General features: G+C 61.7%; 19 protein-coding genes. 8 read left to right on the forward strand and 11 right to left on the reverse strand.

The window, feature by feature from the left end; translation table 11 throughout:
- Positions 1–144: 144 nt before the first annotated feature.
- Complete coding sequence (locus tag ACVISU_RS02115) at positions 145–492, reverse strand: GrlR family regulatory protein (protein WP_050400557.1); 348 nt, start codon at positions 490–492, stop codon at positions 145–147.
- 168 nt (positions 493–660) lie between these two features.
- Between ACVISU_RS02115 and ACVISU_RS02120 the strand changes: the two genes are divergently transcribed.
- The 3 genes from ACVISU_RS02120 (at position 661) to ACVISU_RS02130 (ending at position 3,061) form a co-directional block, all read left to right on the forward strand.
- Positions 661–834, forward strand: coding sequence for a hypothetical protein (locus ACVISU_RS02120; protein ID WP_456705835.1), 174 nt, complete (start codon positions 661–663; stop codon positions 832–834).
- A gap of 782 nt (positions 835–1,616) precedes the next feature.
- On the forward strand, positions 1,617–2,069 hold the full coding sequence (locus ACVISU_RS02125) for a VOC family protein (protein ID WP_456705836.1): 453 nt from the start codon (positions 1,617–1,619) through the stop codon (positions 2,067–2,069).
- Between the two features lie 350 nt (positions 2,070–2,419).
- A complete protein-coding gene (locus tag ACVISU_RS02130) occupies positions 2,420–3,061 on the forward strand; it encodes a glutathione S-transferase family protein (RefSeq protein ID WP_050400559.1) in 642 nt (213 codons plus the stop codon).
- Between the two features lie 12 nt (positions 3,062–3,073).
- On the opposite strand, the gene ACVISU_RS02135 is transcribed toward ACVISU_RS02130, so the two are convergent.
- Together ACVISU_RS02135 and ACVISU_RS02140 are read right to left on the reverse strand one after the other, a co-directional pair.
- Positions 3,074–3,319, reverse strand: coding sequence for a hypothetical protein (locus ACVISU_RS02135; RefSeq protein ID WP_063695143.1), 246 nt, complete (start codon positions 3,317–3,319; stop codon positions 3,074–3,076).
- A 31-nt stretch (positions 3,320–3,350) separates the two neighbouring features.
- Positions 3,351–3,608, reverse strand: coding sequence for a PilZ domain-containing protein (locus ACVISU_RS02140; protein ID WP_050400560.1), 258 nt, complete (start codon positions 3,606–3,608; stop codon positions 3,351–3,353).
- 1,116 nt (positions 3,609–4,724) lie between these two features.
- On the opposite strand from ACVISU_RS02140, the gene ACVISU_RS02145 reads away from it, so the two are divergent.
- The 5 genes from ACVISU_RS02145 to ACVISU_RS02165 all read left to right on the forward strand — a co-directional run bounded on the left by ACVISU_RS02145 (position 4,725) and on the right by ACVISU_RS02165 (position 8,577).
- Complete coding sequence (locus ACVISU_RS02145) at positions 4,725–5,249, forward strand: hypothetical protein (protein ID WP_456705837.1); 525 nt, start codon at positions 4,725–4,727, stop codon at positions 5,247–5,249.
- Between the two features lie 115 nt (positions 5,250–5,364).
- On the forward strand, positions 5,365–5,811 hold the full coding sequence (locus ACVISU_RS02150; protein WP_456705838.1) for a hypothetical protein: 447 nt from the start codon (positions 5,365–5,367) through the stop codon (positions 5,809–5,811).
- Positions 5,808–6,266 (forward strand): hypothetical protein, encoded by a 459-nt coding sequence (locus tag ACVISU_RS02155; RefSeq protein ID WP_456705839.1) that lies wholly within the window; start codon positions 5,808–5,810, stop codon positions 6,264–6,266. Before ACVISU_RS02150 ends, ACVISU_RS02155 begins: the two co-directional genes overlap by 4 nt.
- A 1,444-nt stretch (positions 6,267–7,710) precedes the next feature.
- Entirely contained in the window at positions 7,711–8,298 is a 588-nt protein-coding gene (locus ACVISU_RS02160) for an ATP-dependent DNA ligase (RefSeq protein ID WP_456705840.1), read from the forward strand.
- 69 nt (positions 8,299–8,367) lie between these two features.
- Positions 8,368–8,577, forward strand: a complete 210-nt coding sequence (locus tag ACVISU_RS02165) for a hypothetical protein (protein WP_456705841.1) — start codon at positions 8,368–8,370, stop codon at positions 8,575–8,577.
- A 107-nt stretch (positions 8,578–8,684) separates the two neighbouring features.
- On the opposite strand, the gene ACVISU_RS02170 is transcribed toward ACVISU_RS02165, so the two are convergent.
- The 8 genes from ACVISU_RS02170 to ACVISU_RS02205 all read right to left on the reverse strand — a co-directional run bounded on the left by ACVISU_RS02170 (position 8,685) and on the right by ACVISU_RS02205 (position 15,463).
- Positions 8,685–9,617 carry a PAS domain S-box protein gene (locus ACVISU_RS02170; protein WP_456705842.1) on the reverse strand — a complete coding sequence of 311 codons (933 nt, stop codon included), beginning with the start codon at positions 9,615–9,617 and terminating at the stop codon, positions 8,685–8,687.
- Between the two features lie 940 nt (positions 9,618–10,557).
- Positions 10,558–10,959, reverse strand: a complete 402-nt coding sequence (locus ACVISU_RS02175; protein WP_456705843.1) for a hypothetical protein — start codon at positions 10,957–10,959, stop codon at positions 10,558–10,560.
- 4 nt (positions 10,960–10,963) lie between these two features.
- Positions 10,964–11,353: a hypothetical protein gene (locus ACVISU_RS02180; RefSeq protein ID WP_456705844.1), complete on the reverse strand. Its 390-nt coding sequence runs from the start codon at positions 11,351–11,353 to the stop codon at positions 10,964–10,966.
- Between the two features lie 5 nt (positions 11,354–11,358).
- Positions 11,359–11,775 carry a hypothetical protein gene (locus ACVISU_RS02185; RefSeq protein ID WP_456705845.1) on the reverse strand — a complete coding sequence of 139 codons (417 nt, stop codon included), beginning with the start codon at positions 11,773–11,775 and terminating at the stop codon, positions 11,359–11,361.
- 11 nt (positions 11,776–11,786) lie between these two features.
- Positions 11,787–12,506, reverse strand: a complete 720-nt coding sequence (locus ACVISU_RS02190) for a hypothetical protein (protein ID WP_456705846.1) — start codon at positions 12,504–12,506, stop codon at positions 11,787–11,789.
- A gap of 476 nt (positions 12,507–12,982) precedes the next feature.
- The gene (locus tag ACVISU_RS02195; RefSeq protein ID WP_456705847.1) at positions 12,983–13,162 is read right to left on the reverse strand and encodes a hypothetical protein; all 180 of its coding nucleotides are present in this window, start codon (positions 13,160–13,162) and stop codon (positions 12,983–12,985) included.
- Positions 13,163–13,241: 79 nt separating this feature from the next.
- Positions 13,242–13,601, reverse strand: a complete 360-nt coding sequence (locus tag ACVISU_RS02200) for a hypothetical protein (protein WP_456705848.1) — start codon at positions 13,599–13,601, stop codon at positions 13,242–13,244.
- A 5-nt stretch (positions 13,602–13,606) separates the two neighbouring features.
- The gene (locus ACVISU_RS02205; protein WP_456705849.1) at positions 13,607–15,463 is read right to left on the reverse strand and encodes a hypothetical protein; all 1,857 of its coding nucleotides are present in this window, start codon (positions 15,461–15,463) and stop codon (positions 13,607–13,609) included.
- Positions 15,464–15,469: the final 6 nt, after the last annotated feature.

Consider the following 15,469-nt stretch of genomic DNA (forward strand, 5'->3'; position numbering starts at 1 on the left):
CCCGGTATCGGGTCGTCGGGCGATGTGTCGCGACATTCCACAACGATATCCCGGGCCTGTCCGCAGCAAATCCACAGCTTCGGCGAAGCCTTTTGCCTAGCAAAATACGGAGCTTGCTGCGCACTCGTCCACAGCTCGCCGCAATCAGGCGTCGGCCAGCCTTTTCAGGGTTGCATGAAAGCTCAGGCTGCGGGTTCCAACCAGCACTGTCCCGAACACTTCGGCCCGGTCACCGCTGAAGGTGCCGGAAAAGCCGCTCGTCACTTCCTGCCCCGCGAACAGCGGCCGGGCAAACGGATCGGAAAGCGGGGAATGCTGGTTGGTCCTGAGATGCCCCTTCCAGGTGCCCTCACCCACCGTATAGGCGCCGATCGACCAGAAATACGGTCCGCCTCCGAGCAGCAGGCCATCGCGCAGGATCAGGACACCACTGTCGCGGCCCCGCACCCCGTCCAACATATGGATGTGGATCGAATAGAGCCCGTTCCTCATCGATCGCGCCGTCCCGTCCCAAACGGCCCCCAGTATGGCCCCAGGCAGGGCGGCAGGCGAGCGGCCCGATACCACCCGGCCGCCGATTCGAGCCGCAGGCGCCGGTTCACGCGCTTACAAATCGTTAAGAAAGCCCTGACAGGGTTCGACAGCCGGAGGGAGAGAGCCATGCTCATTTACCCCGTACCTGTCGAAGTCACGCAAGCCAGAGTGCACCTTGTCGCCGATCAAACGGCGAAGCAGCAGCCGCACGTCATCAGCGAGGACGTGCTCGACGTCTTCGCCGCCAAGAACAAGGCCGATCGCGATGCCGTCGAGACCCTTCTCGACATCAAGGTGTGAGATCGCAACCAGCTTTGCGGCGCTTGCGCTGTACACCTGGCAGCGCGCCGACACATGGCGCGCGTGACCTGAGCCACCGTCCCGGCAGCCGTTGGGCGGCGCCGCAAATCCCCTCGCCGGGCTTTCCTTTGAACCTTTTGCGCGGTGCCAAGACATACGTGCGCTGGGGATTTCAGGGCCCAGTGTTTGGCGCAGCGCTGTGGGACGAGGATATTCCGTCTACGCGGCGCTGTTGCATTTTGTAAATTCAACCTTAAGTTTGGTCCCCAACAGTTGACGGCTCACGCCCTGAGAGATCCCCAGTCCGTCAACTGGGAAAGCCCCGCATCCAGCCTGCGGGGCTTTCTATTTTTGGGATGCTGGAACCTGCCGGCGCGAGCATCGTTGAGTATTCGGTTGCCGGCACGATCTCCCCAAGGCCGGCCGGCATCAGACCTCGCGAGCCCCGCTCGCGGAGTTTTACTTTTAGATGAGGTCCAACTCGCGCATCCTTGATTGGCCGTGATGGGCATTCGATGAGATAGATGGCCGTGCCTCCAAGGCTCGACCACGAAAGCCCCGTTCCAGAATTTTCCTGGGCGGGGCTTTCTCGTATCGCGTGCGGCATGCGCACGTCGCCGGTCGCTCAATACAAAGGCTCGCGAAAGCTTGAGAGCCCAACCGCTGCGAACGGTCGGCAAAAATCATGCAAGCCCCTGCCCGGCGTCGCGTTTTGCTGCTATTTCTTGACCCGTCTCGCCCGAGCCAAAACAAAATCTCGCAATTCCCAGGAGGACAAGAAAATGCGCTATCTGCACACCATGCTGCGCGTCCGCAATCTCGATGTCGCGATGAAATTCTATCAGGACGCGCTGGGGCTGAAGGAAGTGCGCCGCATCGACAATGACAAGGGCCGCTTCACGCTCGTGTTCCTCTGCGCGGAGGAGGACCTCCATCTGCTCAAGTCGCTGCCGCCAAGCCGCGGCGCGCCGCTGGTCGAATTGACCTACAATTGGGACGAGGGGAAATACGGCGAGGACCGCTATTTCGGCCATCTCGCCTACGAGGTCGACGATATCTACGCGACCTGCGAGAAGCTGATGAAGATGGGCGTCACCATCAATCGTCCGCCGCGCGACGGCAACATGGCGTTCGTGCGTTCGCCGGACCTGCACTCGATCGAGATCCTGCAGAAGGGCGATCCGAAGGCACCGGCCGAACCATGGGCCTCGATGCCGAACACCGGGCACTGGTAAACGCCGCGCCCGCGCGCACGTTCCTAATCCGTGTCTTTCCATCGGCGGTGTGCGGAGCGATCGCGAGGAACATGGCACTTTGGTTGACGTTGCCTCCTCACAAGAGGAATGCGAGGAGGCAATGAGATGGGAAAAGGACTTTTGCTTTGGCTGTTGGGTGTGCCGATCCCGGTGATCATCGTGCTGTGGTTGCTGTTCGGCCACTGACTGCGCTTTGACCGATCTCGACGAGGCTCTGCCGTACGCGGCGGAGCCTCTTTTTTTGCGCTCGGTACAATTCAACCCGCGATTTTCGGTGACGGTTCGGCTAACAACGCGCGCAAAGCGCAACAGCGGGAAGAAGACGCGTGATGGACAGCAAGCCGCAACTGACGATCTGGGGCCGGCCCAATTCGGTCAATGTGCAAAAGGTGCTCTGGTGTCTCGCCGAGCTCGAGCTGCCCTATCAGCGCATCGATGCCGGCATGCAGTTCGGCAAGAACGATCAGCCTGATTATCTCGCGATGAATCCCAACGGCCGCGTCCCGACGCTGGTCGACGGCGACTACGTGCTGTGGGAATCCAATTCGGTGATGCGCTATCTCTGCCTGGCCTACGGTCAGGGCTCGCCGATCTATCCGCAGACGCCGAAGACGCGCGCCGCCGTCGACCGCTGGCTCGACTGGACGCTGTCGACGCTGCAACCGGTCGAGCGCCCGCTGTTCTGGGGACTGGTGCGCACGGCGCCGGACAAGCGCGACATGATCCAGAGCCAGAAGGACGCCGATGCCGCCGGCCTTGTGTGGCGCGTCGTCGAGGCGCAGCTTGCAGGCCGCCGCTATGTCGAGGGCGATCAGTTCACGATCGCCGACATCGCGCTCGGCGCCTTTGCGCGGCGCTGGTTCGGTGTCGAGGGCGTGACGAGGCCGAAGCTGCCGCATCTCGAACGCTGGTTCGGAGAGATCGCGCAGCGGCCGGCCTTCGTTCGCATCGTCGCGCCGCCGATGTCGTGAGCGGCAAGCCGCTCAGCGTCCGCTGGACACCCCCGCACCGACACTGACGGCGCCGCCGAGCTTCACGCAGGTGTCGGAGCCCTCGACCTTGACGAAGCCCGGTCCGAACGACGCGCAGGGATTGCTCCGCGTCGCGGATTTCGACGGCAGCGTCCGGCCGGCATCGGGCGGCGTCTGGAAGTTGCGGCGGTCGCCGGCTTGCGCGAACGCAGCGGCGGGAAGCAGCACGGCGAGGATGGCGAAGCAGCTCTTGCGCATCCCGCCTTTTATCGCGCGTCGGACGATCAGGCTAGCGCACGAATCTGACGCCGAACGTCCTGCCCTCGCGCCAGACCACTTCGCAGGCGCGCCCGGTGCGGGCATCGCGCGAAAACGCCAGCCGCAGCTTGGCCGGCAGCGTGTTGTTGTCCTCAACGGTGATCTTCGCGCCCGACGAGGAAATATCCTCGACCACGCAAGGCCGCGCGGCGAATCCGCCGTCGAGCGTGATCCAGCCGGATTGACGCAGCGATTTGCGCGTTTCGCGCTTCTTGGACCCTAAAGCCATCACATCATCCCCGGCCCAGCCGTATCGCCGCGGGCTTACCAAAGGGTTGAGAAAGATCGACGGATTGCAGTGATCGTGCCGTTGTTCACAGCGAGCCGAACCGCATGGCAAGGCCTTCGCCGGCGCGATAATTCGTTGAGTCTGCTGGATTTCCCGTTTGGCGCTTGTGGCGCTCCCTAGCGGCGCGTGCGGGCTGCTCGGCGAGGCTGTTGATATCTCTGGACAATTCGCAATTTCTTGACTTTCGACCTCCACTCCCTGGATGCTGGCGTGCAACAAAACGTCCAACAGGGTCCGATGCCTGAGCGTCTTACAAAGCGGAATGGTTATTGGCATTTCGTTCGGCGCGTGCCGCCCGAATTCGCCGCGGTAGACCCGCGCGGGATCGTCAAACAATCGACCAAGATCCGCGTCGCCGACGATCGGTCCGGTATCCGCGCGGGCCGGATCGCTGACCAGCTCAATATCGACCTGGAGGCGTCGTGGAGAGCCGCCGCGGGCCAGGGAACGCGGGATGCCATTGTCGCGCTCGAGGAGGCACGGCAGCGGGCGCAGGCCCTGCAGCTGACCTACAGGCCGGTCGACGACGTCGCGAAAGAGGCCCTTTCGGAGATCCTTCGGCGGATCGACGCGCTTGCGGTCGGCGATCGGCGGCACGACCCCGCCACCGCCGCGGCCACTCTCGGCGGCGTCGACCTGCCAGAGATCATGCTGTCCGGCCTGTTCGACGAATTCGAGGTCGCCAAGAAAACCACGATCGCCAAGATGTCGCCCGGCCAGTTCAAGAAATGGCAGAACGGCAAGAAGCGCGCGATCGAGCTGCTCATTACGGTCATTGGCGACAAGCCCATTACGCGACTGACCCGCGACGACGCGCTGAAATATACCGACCACTGGACCGAGCGGGTCGTCGACGGCGAGGTCCTGGCAGCGACCGCCAATCGAAACCTGACGCATCTCACGGGCATGCTGTCCGCTGTTTCCAAGCGTCATCGGCTGAACCTCGATCGCGTGTTCGCCGGCGCTCGCCTCGAGGGCGACAAGTCGAGGCCCCGGCCGCCCTTCTCGCCCTGGTGGATCGTCAACCGTCTCTTGGCGGCCGGCGCGTTGGAGACCATGAACGACGAAGAGCGCGCCGTCGTCATGGTGATAATCAACACTGGCGCCCGGCCGAGCGAGGTCATCAATCTTCGCCGCAAGCACATTGTCCTCGACGGGCCGATTCCCTTCATCCGCGTCCGACCCGACGATCGCGTCCTGAAAACAGCATTCTCCGACCGCGACATTCCGCTGGTTGGGATCTCGCTCGAGGCAATGCAGCAATTCCCTGATGGCTTCCCGCACTACCGCGACAAGGGCGACACGCTCTCGGCTGCAGTGAACGCATATTTCTCCGATCATGGGTTGCGCGAAACCGAGGCACACACGCTCTATTCGCTTCGACACGGATTCAAGGATCGATTGCGCAGCGTCGAAACGCCAGACGAGCTCAAGGACGAGCTGATGGGCCATGACACCAAGAAGCCGAAGTACGGCGATGGTCACGGGCTCGACCTGAAACGGAAGTACATCGAGCTGATCGCACTGGCTCCAGGAATGCAGGTTCCTGCCCCACTGCAATTGGTAGCTGCGACCGGCTAGGCCATCCCTACCGACCTGACCGAAGAATAATTGACCAATGAATAGCGCGGCCCAGCGTGCCATCGACAATGTCTAGCGACTTCCCGCGTACTCAATTCCGCGGGAAAATGCCCGCATGGCCCCCAAGCACCACCCCACCCCGCTCTCCGGCGGAGACCGTAAGGCGCTGACTAAGGAGCTGGCACGCGCCCGGGCGGTCACCACGATCCTTGCCGCTCGCTCGGCCGAGAAGCGCGCCGCCGGCGAGGCGCTGATCCGCGAGGCCGATGATCTGCTCTGCCAAAGCTGGAACGAGAGAATGTGGGCCGATGGCGGTCCGATCGACCCCTCGCCGTCGATCGACCAGGCCATCAATGCCGGCTACCCGTGGCTGCAGATCAAGTGCTCGAGGTGCAAGACGCCGCGCGCGGTGGATCTCGCTGCGCTCCGCCACGCTCCGACAACGATGGTGCACGACCTGGCTCGCCGCCTGCGGTGCATGAAGTGCAGCGGAACCGGCAAGCGGCCGGCAGCCGACCTACTGCAGCTTTGGCAGCGGTGCCCGATCGGAGAGGAGCCATGACTGAACTGACGCGCAGGCTCGACAAGGAAGCCGCTCGCGAGAAATGGAACATCTTCTACGGCGACGTCTGCATCGGCTCGGTCGGTCTGCGCGCCGGCGTTCCTAACCATGTCGATCAGTGGGAGTGGAAGTGTGGCTTTCACCCCGGTTGCAATCGATCGACCGGCGGCCAGGCCAGCACGTTCGAGCAAGCGCGCGCTGCATTCGAGGACGCATGGAGCGCGTTGCTACCCACCCTGACCGAGGCCGACCTCCAAGCCTGGCGTGATCAACGGGATTGGACCACCCGCAAGCAGGCGATGTGGGACCGCGGCGAAAAGCTGCCTTCTCAACAGCTGTCGTCACTGATGCGCTGTCCGTGCGGCGCGACCTTTGATAGCCACAGCCCGGCGGAAAGCTACGCGCACCGCCAACACATCTATGCCGCGCAGAAGCGCGATGGGATTCACCGATAGCCTATTCGAGCTACGTGCGACCGGCACGAATTGCACTTTCCCCGAGACTGTTCCCGGCCCAACATATGATAAGCGACCTTTTGCCGGGGAGCCGAAACATTCGTCCGCGTGGGCATCGTCCTGTTGGGTCTTTGCCCCGTCGTCATCGCTGCGATTGCGTTGGTCCTTTAACGCTGGCAGCCTCTTGTTTGCGAGTCGGTTGGCATTGAACCAGCCGCATAGAGGGCCCCGGCAACCGCCTCCTTGGCCCCCAAAGGTTGCCGGGGCTCTCGCCAATGCGTCGCAAGATTCCGAACGTGCGCCGATGTAATTGCCACTTTTTTCCGAAGATCTTTTGTCGGCAAGGAACCATCGAAAGGACCGGACGTCGAATCGTCGCTTCCGGCCATCACAACGCCCCCCCCCCCGAGAGCTGGAAGAAAACCCGCATTCGGGTTGGCGGCCCCCGGTTGGGGCCGTTTCAATTCGCCGGACGCATGAGTGCACACGTTCTTTCGACGGCCGGCGTATATCCTGCCTAAAGAAGCGGCCCCAGCGAGGGGCACAAGCTGAGGCCAAGGTGTTCGATCTATCCATGACGAACAGGTTCAGCCGATCAGCAATGCGCCGAGGCCTACGATGAGCGCTACGAACGATATCGCCGCCAGCGCCATGAAGCTCCATTCGACGCTGTCTGGGTGACTGAACCTGACCATGGTGAAGTCTAGCGCCCGGTTCCGATCGCCCGCATTAAAATAGGAAAGACAGTGAGATTGTCCCGTCGATATGAGACGGCTCCGACGCTGTGCGGGGCTAAATCAGGCGCGTCAGAGCCGTCCCCACAAGCGCTCTCTATGGTGAGAGCGTTGAGTATAGTACCTGGAAAACGCCGCAACGCCGATGACGCGCTTGGATTACCTCCGCCATCGCACGGACATCGGGTGACCTTGACCAATCCACTTTGATCTAGATCAAGCCCGGTGTTCCCGTGGGTGAACGAGTTCCAATAGAAACATGTTTCGCGCGTGTACGTTGATAGGTCGATCAATCCGGGTCACGTCAATGGTTGACAACGCATCATCAACCGCATCTACCGGTCGCACAACTTGGATGCCCAGATAGTCGAGGAAGCGATCAAGGTCTCAGGGCGAGCATTTCAGCTACTCAGGGACAATCCGCCGCCTGACACATTCATCGGTCGCAAGACGCAGGAGCCATTCCCGCAGGAGGAAAACCGGTATGGTTGGAACGCGGAAAGGTCGGCAAATTGATACGTCTGCCAAGCGAGCCGAAGCCAGGTTGCGCGAACTGATGGCTCAGTCGAAGAAGATCAGGCTGCTCCCGGAAAAGAAGCCCTCGCCGCCCGATCCAAAGCCGCAGAACGAGCCAGCGACAGAGTAAGGGCGCCTCAGTTGGCGGGTGCCGGGGATTCGCCAAACCAGCCCTGGATACCTATCTTCCGGGCATGACCAAATTCGAGTTCTGCCTGCCGACCGTCGGGAAGACGGTTCCTGCAGGCCCGGAGTGGTTTCACGAAATCAAGTATGACGGCTACCGTCTCCGCCTGGAGCGCGCAGGCGATCGCGTGCGGCTGATTACCAAGGGCGGCCACGACTGGACGAAGCGCTTCCCGTGGATCGTCGAGGCGGCGCTGAAGAACCGCCAGAAGCAGTTCGTGATCGATGGCGAGGCGGTCGTCCGCGGCGTCGATGGCTATTCAGACTTCAACGCCCTGCACTCAGGCAAGCACAATGCCGAGGTCGAGATGCTGGCGTTCGATATCCTGGCGCTGGATGGGCACGACCTGCGCGCCCTGCCACTCTCGATGCGCAAGACGAACCTGCAACGGCTGCTGGCGCGGCGGCCGGAAGGCATCTTCGTGTCTGACTACGAGCAAGGCGAGATCGGACCGGACCTCTTCCGCAAGGCCTGCGAGTTCGGCTTTGAGGGCCTGGTGTCGAAGCGGTCGGATCTTCCCTACCGAGGCGGCCGGTGCCCGCACTGGATCAAAGTCAAGAACCGGACGCATCCGGCAATGTCGCGGGAATTTTAAGGATGCGTTGCGAGCTAGTTAGAGATTTGCCGAGATCCCGCGCGGGTGACCAAACAAAAGGAGAAGCCCGTGAAAGTCTGGATCTATACCAATACCGATAAACAGGTCGGCGACCGAGACCATCTCAAGGTCTTCGTTACCGATGACGCCGCTGACGAATGGTTCAAAGCAAACGACCCGGAGGGCGTCGCGTTCGAATACGAAGTCCTTGGTCCTCGCAAGCCTGTCCCGATTGGTGGGCGAATGAGTCAAGTCAGACGCACACTAAAAGGCCATTAACGACGATCCCCTCGGCCAGCGAAAGCTGACGTTGAAGCCGACGTAGCTGCTGTCAGCCTCGGGCCATGAGCGGCAGTTGCCGCAAGAGCAGCGAAGCCAGTTCGCTGTCACGTCGGAACGGCGATTTCGCAAAGCAGCCCTTCCGCACGCCAGTCAAAGAGCACCTTCCCGCCAAGTGGGTTGATCGTTCCTTCGATGAGGCGACTACCAAAGCCCTTCCGTTGTGGCGCATTCACACTCGGACCATCCAATTCGGTCCAACGGAGCGCCAGTTGTCCATCCTTGCTGCGCGACCACTTCAACTCAACGTGGCCTTTCGCGTTAGACAGCGCTCCATACTTGGAAGCATTGGTTGCCAACTCATGCAAGACCACAGCAATCGCTTGCGCAGCGGTAGGTTCTAACACGGTCTGAAGACCGTCCATCCGAACCCGCGTGCCGTGTTCATCGAGATAAGGGGCAAGTTCCTGCTTGGCGATCGCCGAGACTTCAGCGCCTATCCACCGCGTTTCAACAAACAGCGAGTGAACATTTGCCATTGCTTGGATGCGCCCGCTGATCACTTCCTTGAGACCCTCGGAAGTGTCGGACTGCGAAAGATTGATGATTGCCTGTACGTTCGAGAGGATGTTCTTGCTTCGGTGCTCGGCCTCCCGAGCGAGAATGCTAATCTGCTCCTGAGCCCGCTTCTGCTCGGTAACATCCCTGGCAATCTTCGATGCGCCAACGATGTTGCCGTGGGCATCTTTGACGGGAGAAACAGTGAGCGAAACGACGATGGAGCTACCATCCTTACGTCGGCGAACAGTCTCAAAGTGGTCGATCCGTTCACCACGTCGGATGCGCGTTAAAATCTCCCGTTCTTCGCTTAGTCGGTCCTCCGGGATCACAAGCGTAATGGGCCGACCGACCGCCTCGGAGGCCGAGTAGCCAAAGATGCGCTCGGCCGACTTGTTCCAGCTCGTAATGATGCCGTCCAGATTCTTGCTGACGATCACGTCGTCGCTGGACTCAACTATGGAGGCCAGCAGATTGGCCAAGCGCTCGGCACGTTCCTGAGCCGGCTCGTTGACGAGAGGCCTGCGTTGAAGTCCCGGTTGGTCTTTGGATGTCAATGGGAAGTCCGGAAATGTAGGTGCTGCAGTGCTCGTTAGCAGCTAATCATAGCACCAAAAAGGCCAAAATATCTCCGTTGGGCGAGCAGCAGAGTCAGCGGATGGCTGATGAAAGAGGCCGCCAACTGAGGGGCGGCCCTACACACCGAACGAATGTCTCATCTGAGCTGCCATGCGCTGCACAGCGTCGGTGTATTGACCGTGGCTGAAATGCTGATCGGCGACGTAAAGAGCCAAAAGGACACCGACAGCGAGCAATGAGCCTTTCATGCAATGACGCTCCGTTAGGGTCTGGGCGGCTCCGGAAGTCGTGACGATCGAGGGGATCTAGCTGGCGCTTCGGTCCGCGTCGGCTCCGGCAATCGGCTTGCCTCCACCGTTCTGTTGTCGCTCACCACCCAACCCGCCAGTCGAGCATATTCGGACCGCGGCGCAGGCATGAGCCATTCCCATGGCGAGTTTTGATCCGTTGATAACGAGGATCGCAGAGCGGCTTTAAAAAGTTCTTTATCGGCTTATCCGGGTCCTACTGAGATGAACGGCTAAAAGCGATCCGGCTAAGCGATTTAGAACACTGCAAGAATCTAATTATCGGGGTCAAATTCGAGCAGCACCCACAGATAGGTGCTTTGTCCTAGCTAGGACATTCGGGAGAACAAACTAGGGATCCTACGTGTTTTCCCGGAATTACTGCGGGCGCGAAGTGAGCTAGCATTTCGAGGCTGGGGCAGGTTTTCATCAAGGTCAGGTATTTCGAGAATGTCCGGCAGGGGGGCCGTTTACGCGAGCGGCCCCTTTTTAATTTGGCGGGTGGGTGAAGGTCCGCTCAAGGTCAAAAAGCCGCCCTTGGCAGCCAGCTAGAGCTTCACTGATGCGCTCCGGCTTTGACCGCCTCGATCCGGTCGGTCATGCGGTCGAGGCGCCCGCCGATATCAGTCCTGAGCTCGCTAAAGCCCGCCTCGAGACGCCGGACGACATTCTCAAAGCTGGTCTTGCGGACGAACTCGTCCCGCGACCAGATTTCCACCTGGTAGAGCTTGGCGGCGAGCGCGCGCGACGCCTCCGCGGCTTCCTGCGCCTCGCGCTTGGCCTCGGCGATCGCGAGCTCGGACGCGCGCTTGACCTCGGCCACCGCCGTTCCTGCCGCGGCTGCAGCCGCCTCGGCCTTGGTGATGCGATCGGAATAGCGCGTCCAGAAGGTAATGATCGTTCCGAGCACGCCGATCGCCGCGACGATCGCGCCCCATGTCACCACTGCATCGCTCATCGGCCTACCTCTTGATGATCCGCGCGATCTTCTCGATCGAGCGTCCGCCGAACCACAACGCCATCAGCCAGCCGGCCCACGTCGCCAGATCGCCCTTGAGCGGCGGCGTGGTGCCGAGCCCGAGCACGGTGTCCCAGACCACGCATTTCGCGATGAACAGCGCGAACGACCAGCACGCGATCGCCCGCGGCGCGGCCGTCCACCATCGCCCCTCGTCGGCGATGTTTTGCTGGACGGCAAGCTCGCGCTCGCGGCTCTCGACCGCGAGCTCGCGCGCCGCCAGATCCGCGGCGATGTGCTCCGACGTGTTGCCGGCCGCAAGCTTCGCCTTGTAGGCACTGATCAGCCCGCTGACGATCGGGCCGCCGATCAGGTTGGCGAGAAATTGCCACATGGCGGTCAGCCCTTCGCCGGCGGATGGACGTCGACCACTTGCGCGATGCCATCGACCTTCTGGATGATGACCTGCGGCGGGTTCTCGGTGAGCTTGCGCAGATACCCGAACAACAGGCCGATGCAGACCATGCCGACCGGGAGCGCCCAGCTCGGCAGCTTTGCCGTCAGCGGCGTCCAGTCCTGCCCGGAGATCAGCGGCAGCGCCTGGTCGTACAACTCAACGACGACGCCGGAGATCACGGTGAGCCAGGCCGCGATCAGGGTTTTGAACCCGGTCAGCTTGGCACGCGCCTTCTGCAGGAACGTAGCCTCGGCCGCAAACGCCGGCGCCAGCATCGGCTGCGTCTTGAGGATCGGCCGGACGATCAGGACGTAGACCATCGCGAGCGCGATGCCGGCAATGAGGGCAAGCCAGAGCATGGTTCTTTCTCCTAAGCAGCTTTTTTGAAGAAGGACGCGATCCAGGCACCAATGCTGCCAGGCGCGGGACGCGTGATCGACGGAACGGAATCGGAGGGCGCAGCGACAACCGCCTGCCCGGTTTTCTGGGCGACCGGCGCCGGCCCGATCGCGGCCGCCGCACCGAACTTGATCGAAGCGTCGAGGCGCAGCATGGCTTGCAGCATGCCGGCGCAGCCGAGCTGCTGATCCACGGCGTTCGGATCATAGACGCCGTCGCGGACATACTTGCCGCTGACATACTGATCGGTGCCGGCCCAGATGTAGGGCGACGGCCGGCCACGCGACGCGTAGCCGAGGCCGTTATATTGCTCGAGCAGCGTCAGGATGCCGCCGATCGACCAGTCCTTGTTGCGGGCGGCATAGGGCGCGCAATTCACCAGCGCGTCGACGGCGCAATCCTCCCAGGACTTGAACGGCCCGCGGCCGGCCGGCACATGCACCGACCTCCTGTTCCAGGGATCGCCTTGCGCCAGCGAACCGGCCCAGCTCTGCGAGCATTCGCGCTCGTGAACGACAGCAATGAAGAACCACGGCACGCCGGTTCGCGAAGCCACTGCCAGATAGCGCGCCTTCGCCGCGGGCGCGGCCAGACGCTCCGCCACCTGAGTGAACGTGCTCGAGGCACGCGTGATCCTGGCATGAGACCAGCGGCTATCGTTCGCGCGTTTAAGCGCGGTCAGGTCGACCATCGGTATTCCCCATTGTTCAGACGTGGTGAGGTGTTGAGCGGCACCCGGTGCGCCAAGGCCCGAGGACCTCGATCAAGTGCTGGACCGGAGGCTGGCGGTAAAGCGGACCAAAAGAACCGTCGCCCCCAACAAAAAGCGACGTATTGACAGTCGACGTGCGTGCCCTAATTTTTTTCTGGGGCGAAGCCCTTCGACAGCTATCGGCATATGTCCCGTAGGGTGCCAGAAATGTTGGAAGTCGTCTTGATTGACCGCCGCCGACGCGGCTGGGAGTGGGAGGTTCGCGACCAATCCGGCAATACATTAATGGCCGGAAGGGCAGCCACCCGTCGAGCTGCAAAGTACGCGGCAGACCGCGCCTTATTCCAACTCTTGATCACGAACCCGAAATCAATAAACCTGCAGAGGCCGACGTGATCTGGCGAGGACGCCCTTAAGCGCGATGGAGGCTGTCCAATCCGGCGGTTGTGATTGATTCACTTCGTCTCGGGAGGGCTCGGCTTTGGCAGACCATATTGCTCTGCCCTCTTCTCGGCGAGCTGTCGGTACGCTGCGGCTTGTTTCAAGAGCTCAGCCTTGAAGGCCTCGTTTTGCTCGGACTCTGCTAGCTTCTCGAACTCGATGGCCCGTTCCAGGAATTCGGTAAGCATCTTCATGACCGCACACCGAAGCGCTCAGCGTGTACACACCTGATGGCAATTTTGACCCCGGAACTCGGCGTGTCAAGATGCCCCGTCAGACCAACGCATTGGCGCGTATCAGCAGTTGGTCGACTCGCGCGTCGGACAGGCCGACGACGGCGATCATGTGCTGCACCAGAGGATCTGCGCGACGGATCTCCGTCGCGAGGTCCCATTCCTCCTGCGCATTGGCGTCGGCCGCGATCGCGGCTTTGACCGCGGCCCAGGTGCCGAGCTCGTCGAAAGCCCGCTTCAAGCCGAGCTTGGTGCAGGACTCCGGGACCGCCGGCGGCGGGTCCAGGAACGCCATGACGGCCGGATCATCGTCGGCGACCTGCTCCAGCACGCGGCCAGGCTGGTCGCAGCCAAACCATGCGACGATTGCGCCGGCGCCGTCTCGTTCTACAAATCCCATATCGATCAGCCCTCCAATGGATCAAACCAGCCGCGCGTAAAGCAGCGATATGACGTCCCGGCTGCGGAAGATCGCGCGCAGATTTGCGCGGACGTGTCCGTCCAGACTCTCAAATCGGACGCATTGCCCGAGGTCGCGGTCGAAGCTTCCAGACCGTTCGCACCAACGGAATAGCTTGGCGCGTTGTCTGCGATGCCGGTCTCGTGCGTCCACCAAGTGGTGTTTTGCGTGGCGTTCCAGGCGATGACGTTGAGCAAGGCCTGCACCCTGACGCCGGCTGGACAGCTGGCGAGCGCGAACGTCTGCAACGCCGTTCCGATCGTCGCACTTACATCCAGCGCCGAGCCAGGCCAGAAAAACTCTCTGCCACGCTGCAACAGCTGCGAGAAATTGACACCGCTATTGAACCACACGACGCCGATGCGACGGAACAACGCATATCCGGCAGGCATCGTTGGCGCAGTTGCACTCTTGGACATCAGCACATCGACAACCGACGTCGTCGGGTTTTTAATCACGAAGACATGGTAGAAGCCGTTCGCGAGCGCCCCGGTATCGAGGCAACCATTGTTGTTGCCGGCCGCCCATGCCGAACTTGACTTAGTCAGTGAAGCACTGAGAACGATCATATCGCCCCCGCTTCGATCGCAAGCGACACCGGCGCTGACGCTGAACGTCGAAACAGCGCCCGGCGACGTGATCTTCAATCCGGACAGATGGCCGAGCAGCACACCGGGGATACCGAGATTGACGATCGCAGCAGGCTTGCTCGTCAGATCGGACAGGTTAGCGGTCGATGACAAGTCGCCAGCGCCGGGTTGACCAACGCGGCTGAAATTCCAATCGTTGAACGTGCCGGCGCCGGCAAATTTATCCCTGTACATGAGCAGCGCGCCGGTCGATGGATCGTAAGTGCAGACCCCCTCTTGCCAGTTGCCGATGTTGGCATTGGACGATGCCCGAAGCCGAACCCCGTTCTGGTATGACAGATCCGTCTGCGTCGTAAACCCGATGGTGCCGGCGCCGATCGTCACCGAAGTCGCGCTTGTTCCTTCGGCCGCATTCTGACCGATCAACCTCCACTTCCCGGCAGCAACATCCGTCGCAAACGTGCCGGCGATATGAGGGATCAGGCACTGATAGATGTTCTTGTTTCCCGGATGCACGACGACGCTCGCCGGCGGACCGGCAACATAGTTCTGCCCCGAAGCCCATGTCGCCGTCTGCAGCCACGGCACCGGCCCAGTCGCTCCTGTATCGCCCTTGCTTGCGAGCGGCTGCCAAAGGGCCGGATCTGGCGGCGCGTGTCCGGAGCCGGGCGCCGTGCTGATCCAGACATAGGACGAGCCGCCAAACGTTGCGACGTCCATCAGGTTGTAGGTCTTGGCGTTGTCGTACGGCGCCGGGACGCCGAACCCTCGGTAGATTCCGAGGTAGGTCCAAACGCCTCCGCTCTTGAACCACATCTTGCCGGTGGTCGGTTGCAGAGCGTACTGATTGTCTTCGCCGAGCGAACGATCTGGCGCTGTGAGCGCTAGATCAACAAAGACGAAGAAGCCGGTCGTATTCAACGCCGCGACCAGCGCCGACACGTCCGCCATCGGCTGCGCGCCGGCAACGCGCTGCGGAAACCACTGCCAGATCGTATAGGCAACGTTCGCCTGCGCGCCGCCGCCCCAGGGCGGAATGACCAGATGCGTGACGTCGGTGACGTCTGCAATGATGGTCTGGAAATTCCCGATCTGCAGGATGTCGCCAGGACGCACATTGACGCCGGACCAGATCGTTCCGCTGCCTGTGACGATCGTGCCGCCGGCATCGACTGAGACGGTTCCGGTCCGATAAGGAGTAAGTGCGGTCATCGCTTT

The organism is Bradyrhizobium sp. USDA 4452 (assembly GCF_054063575.1).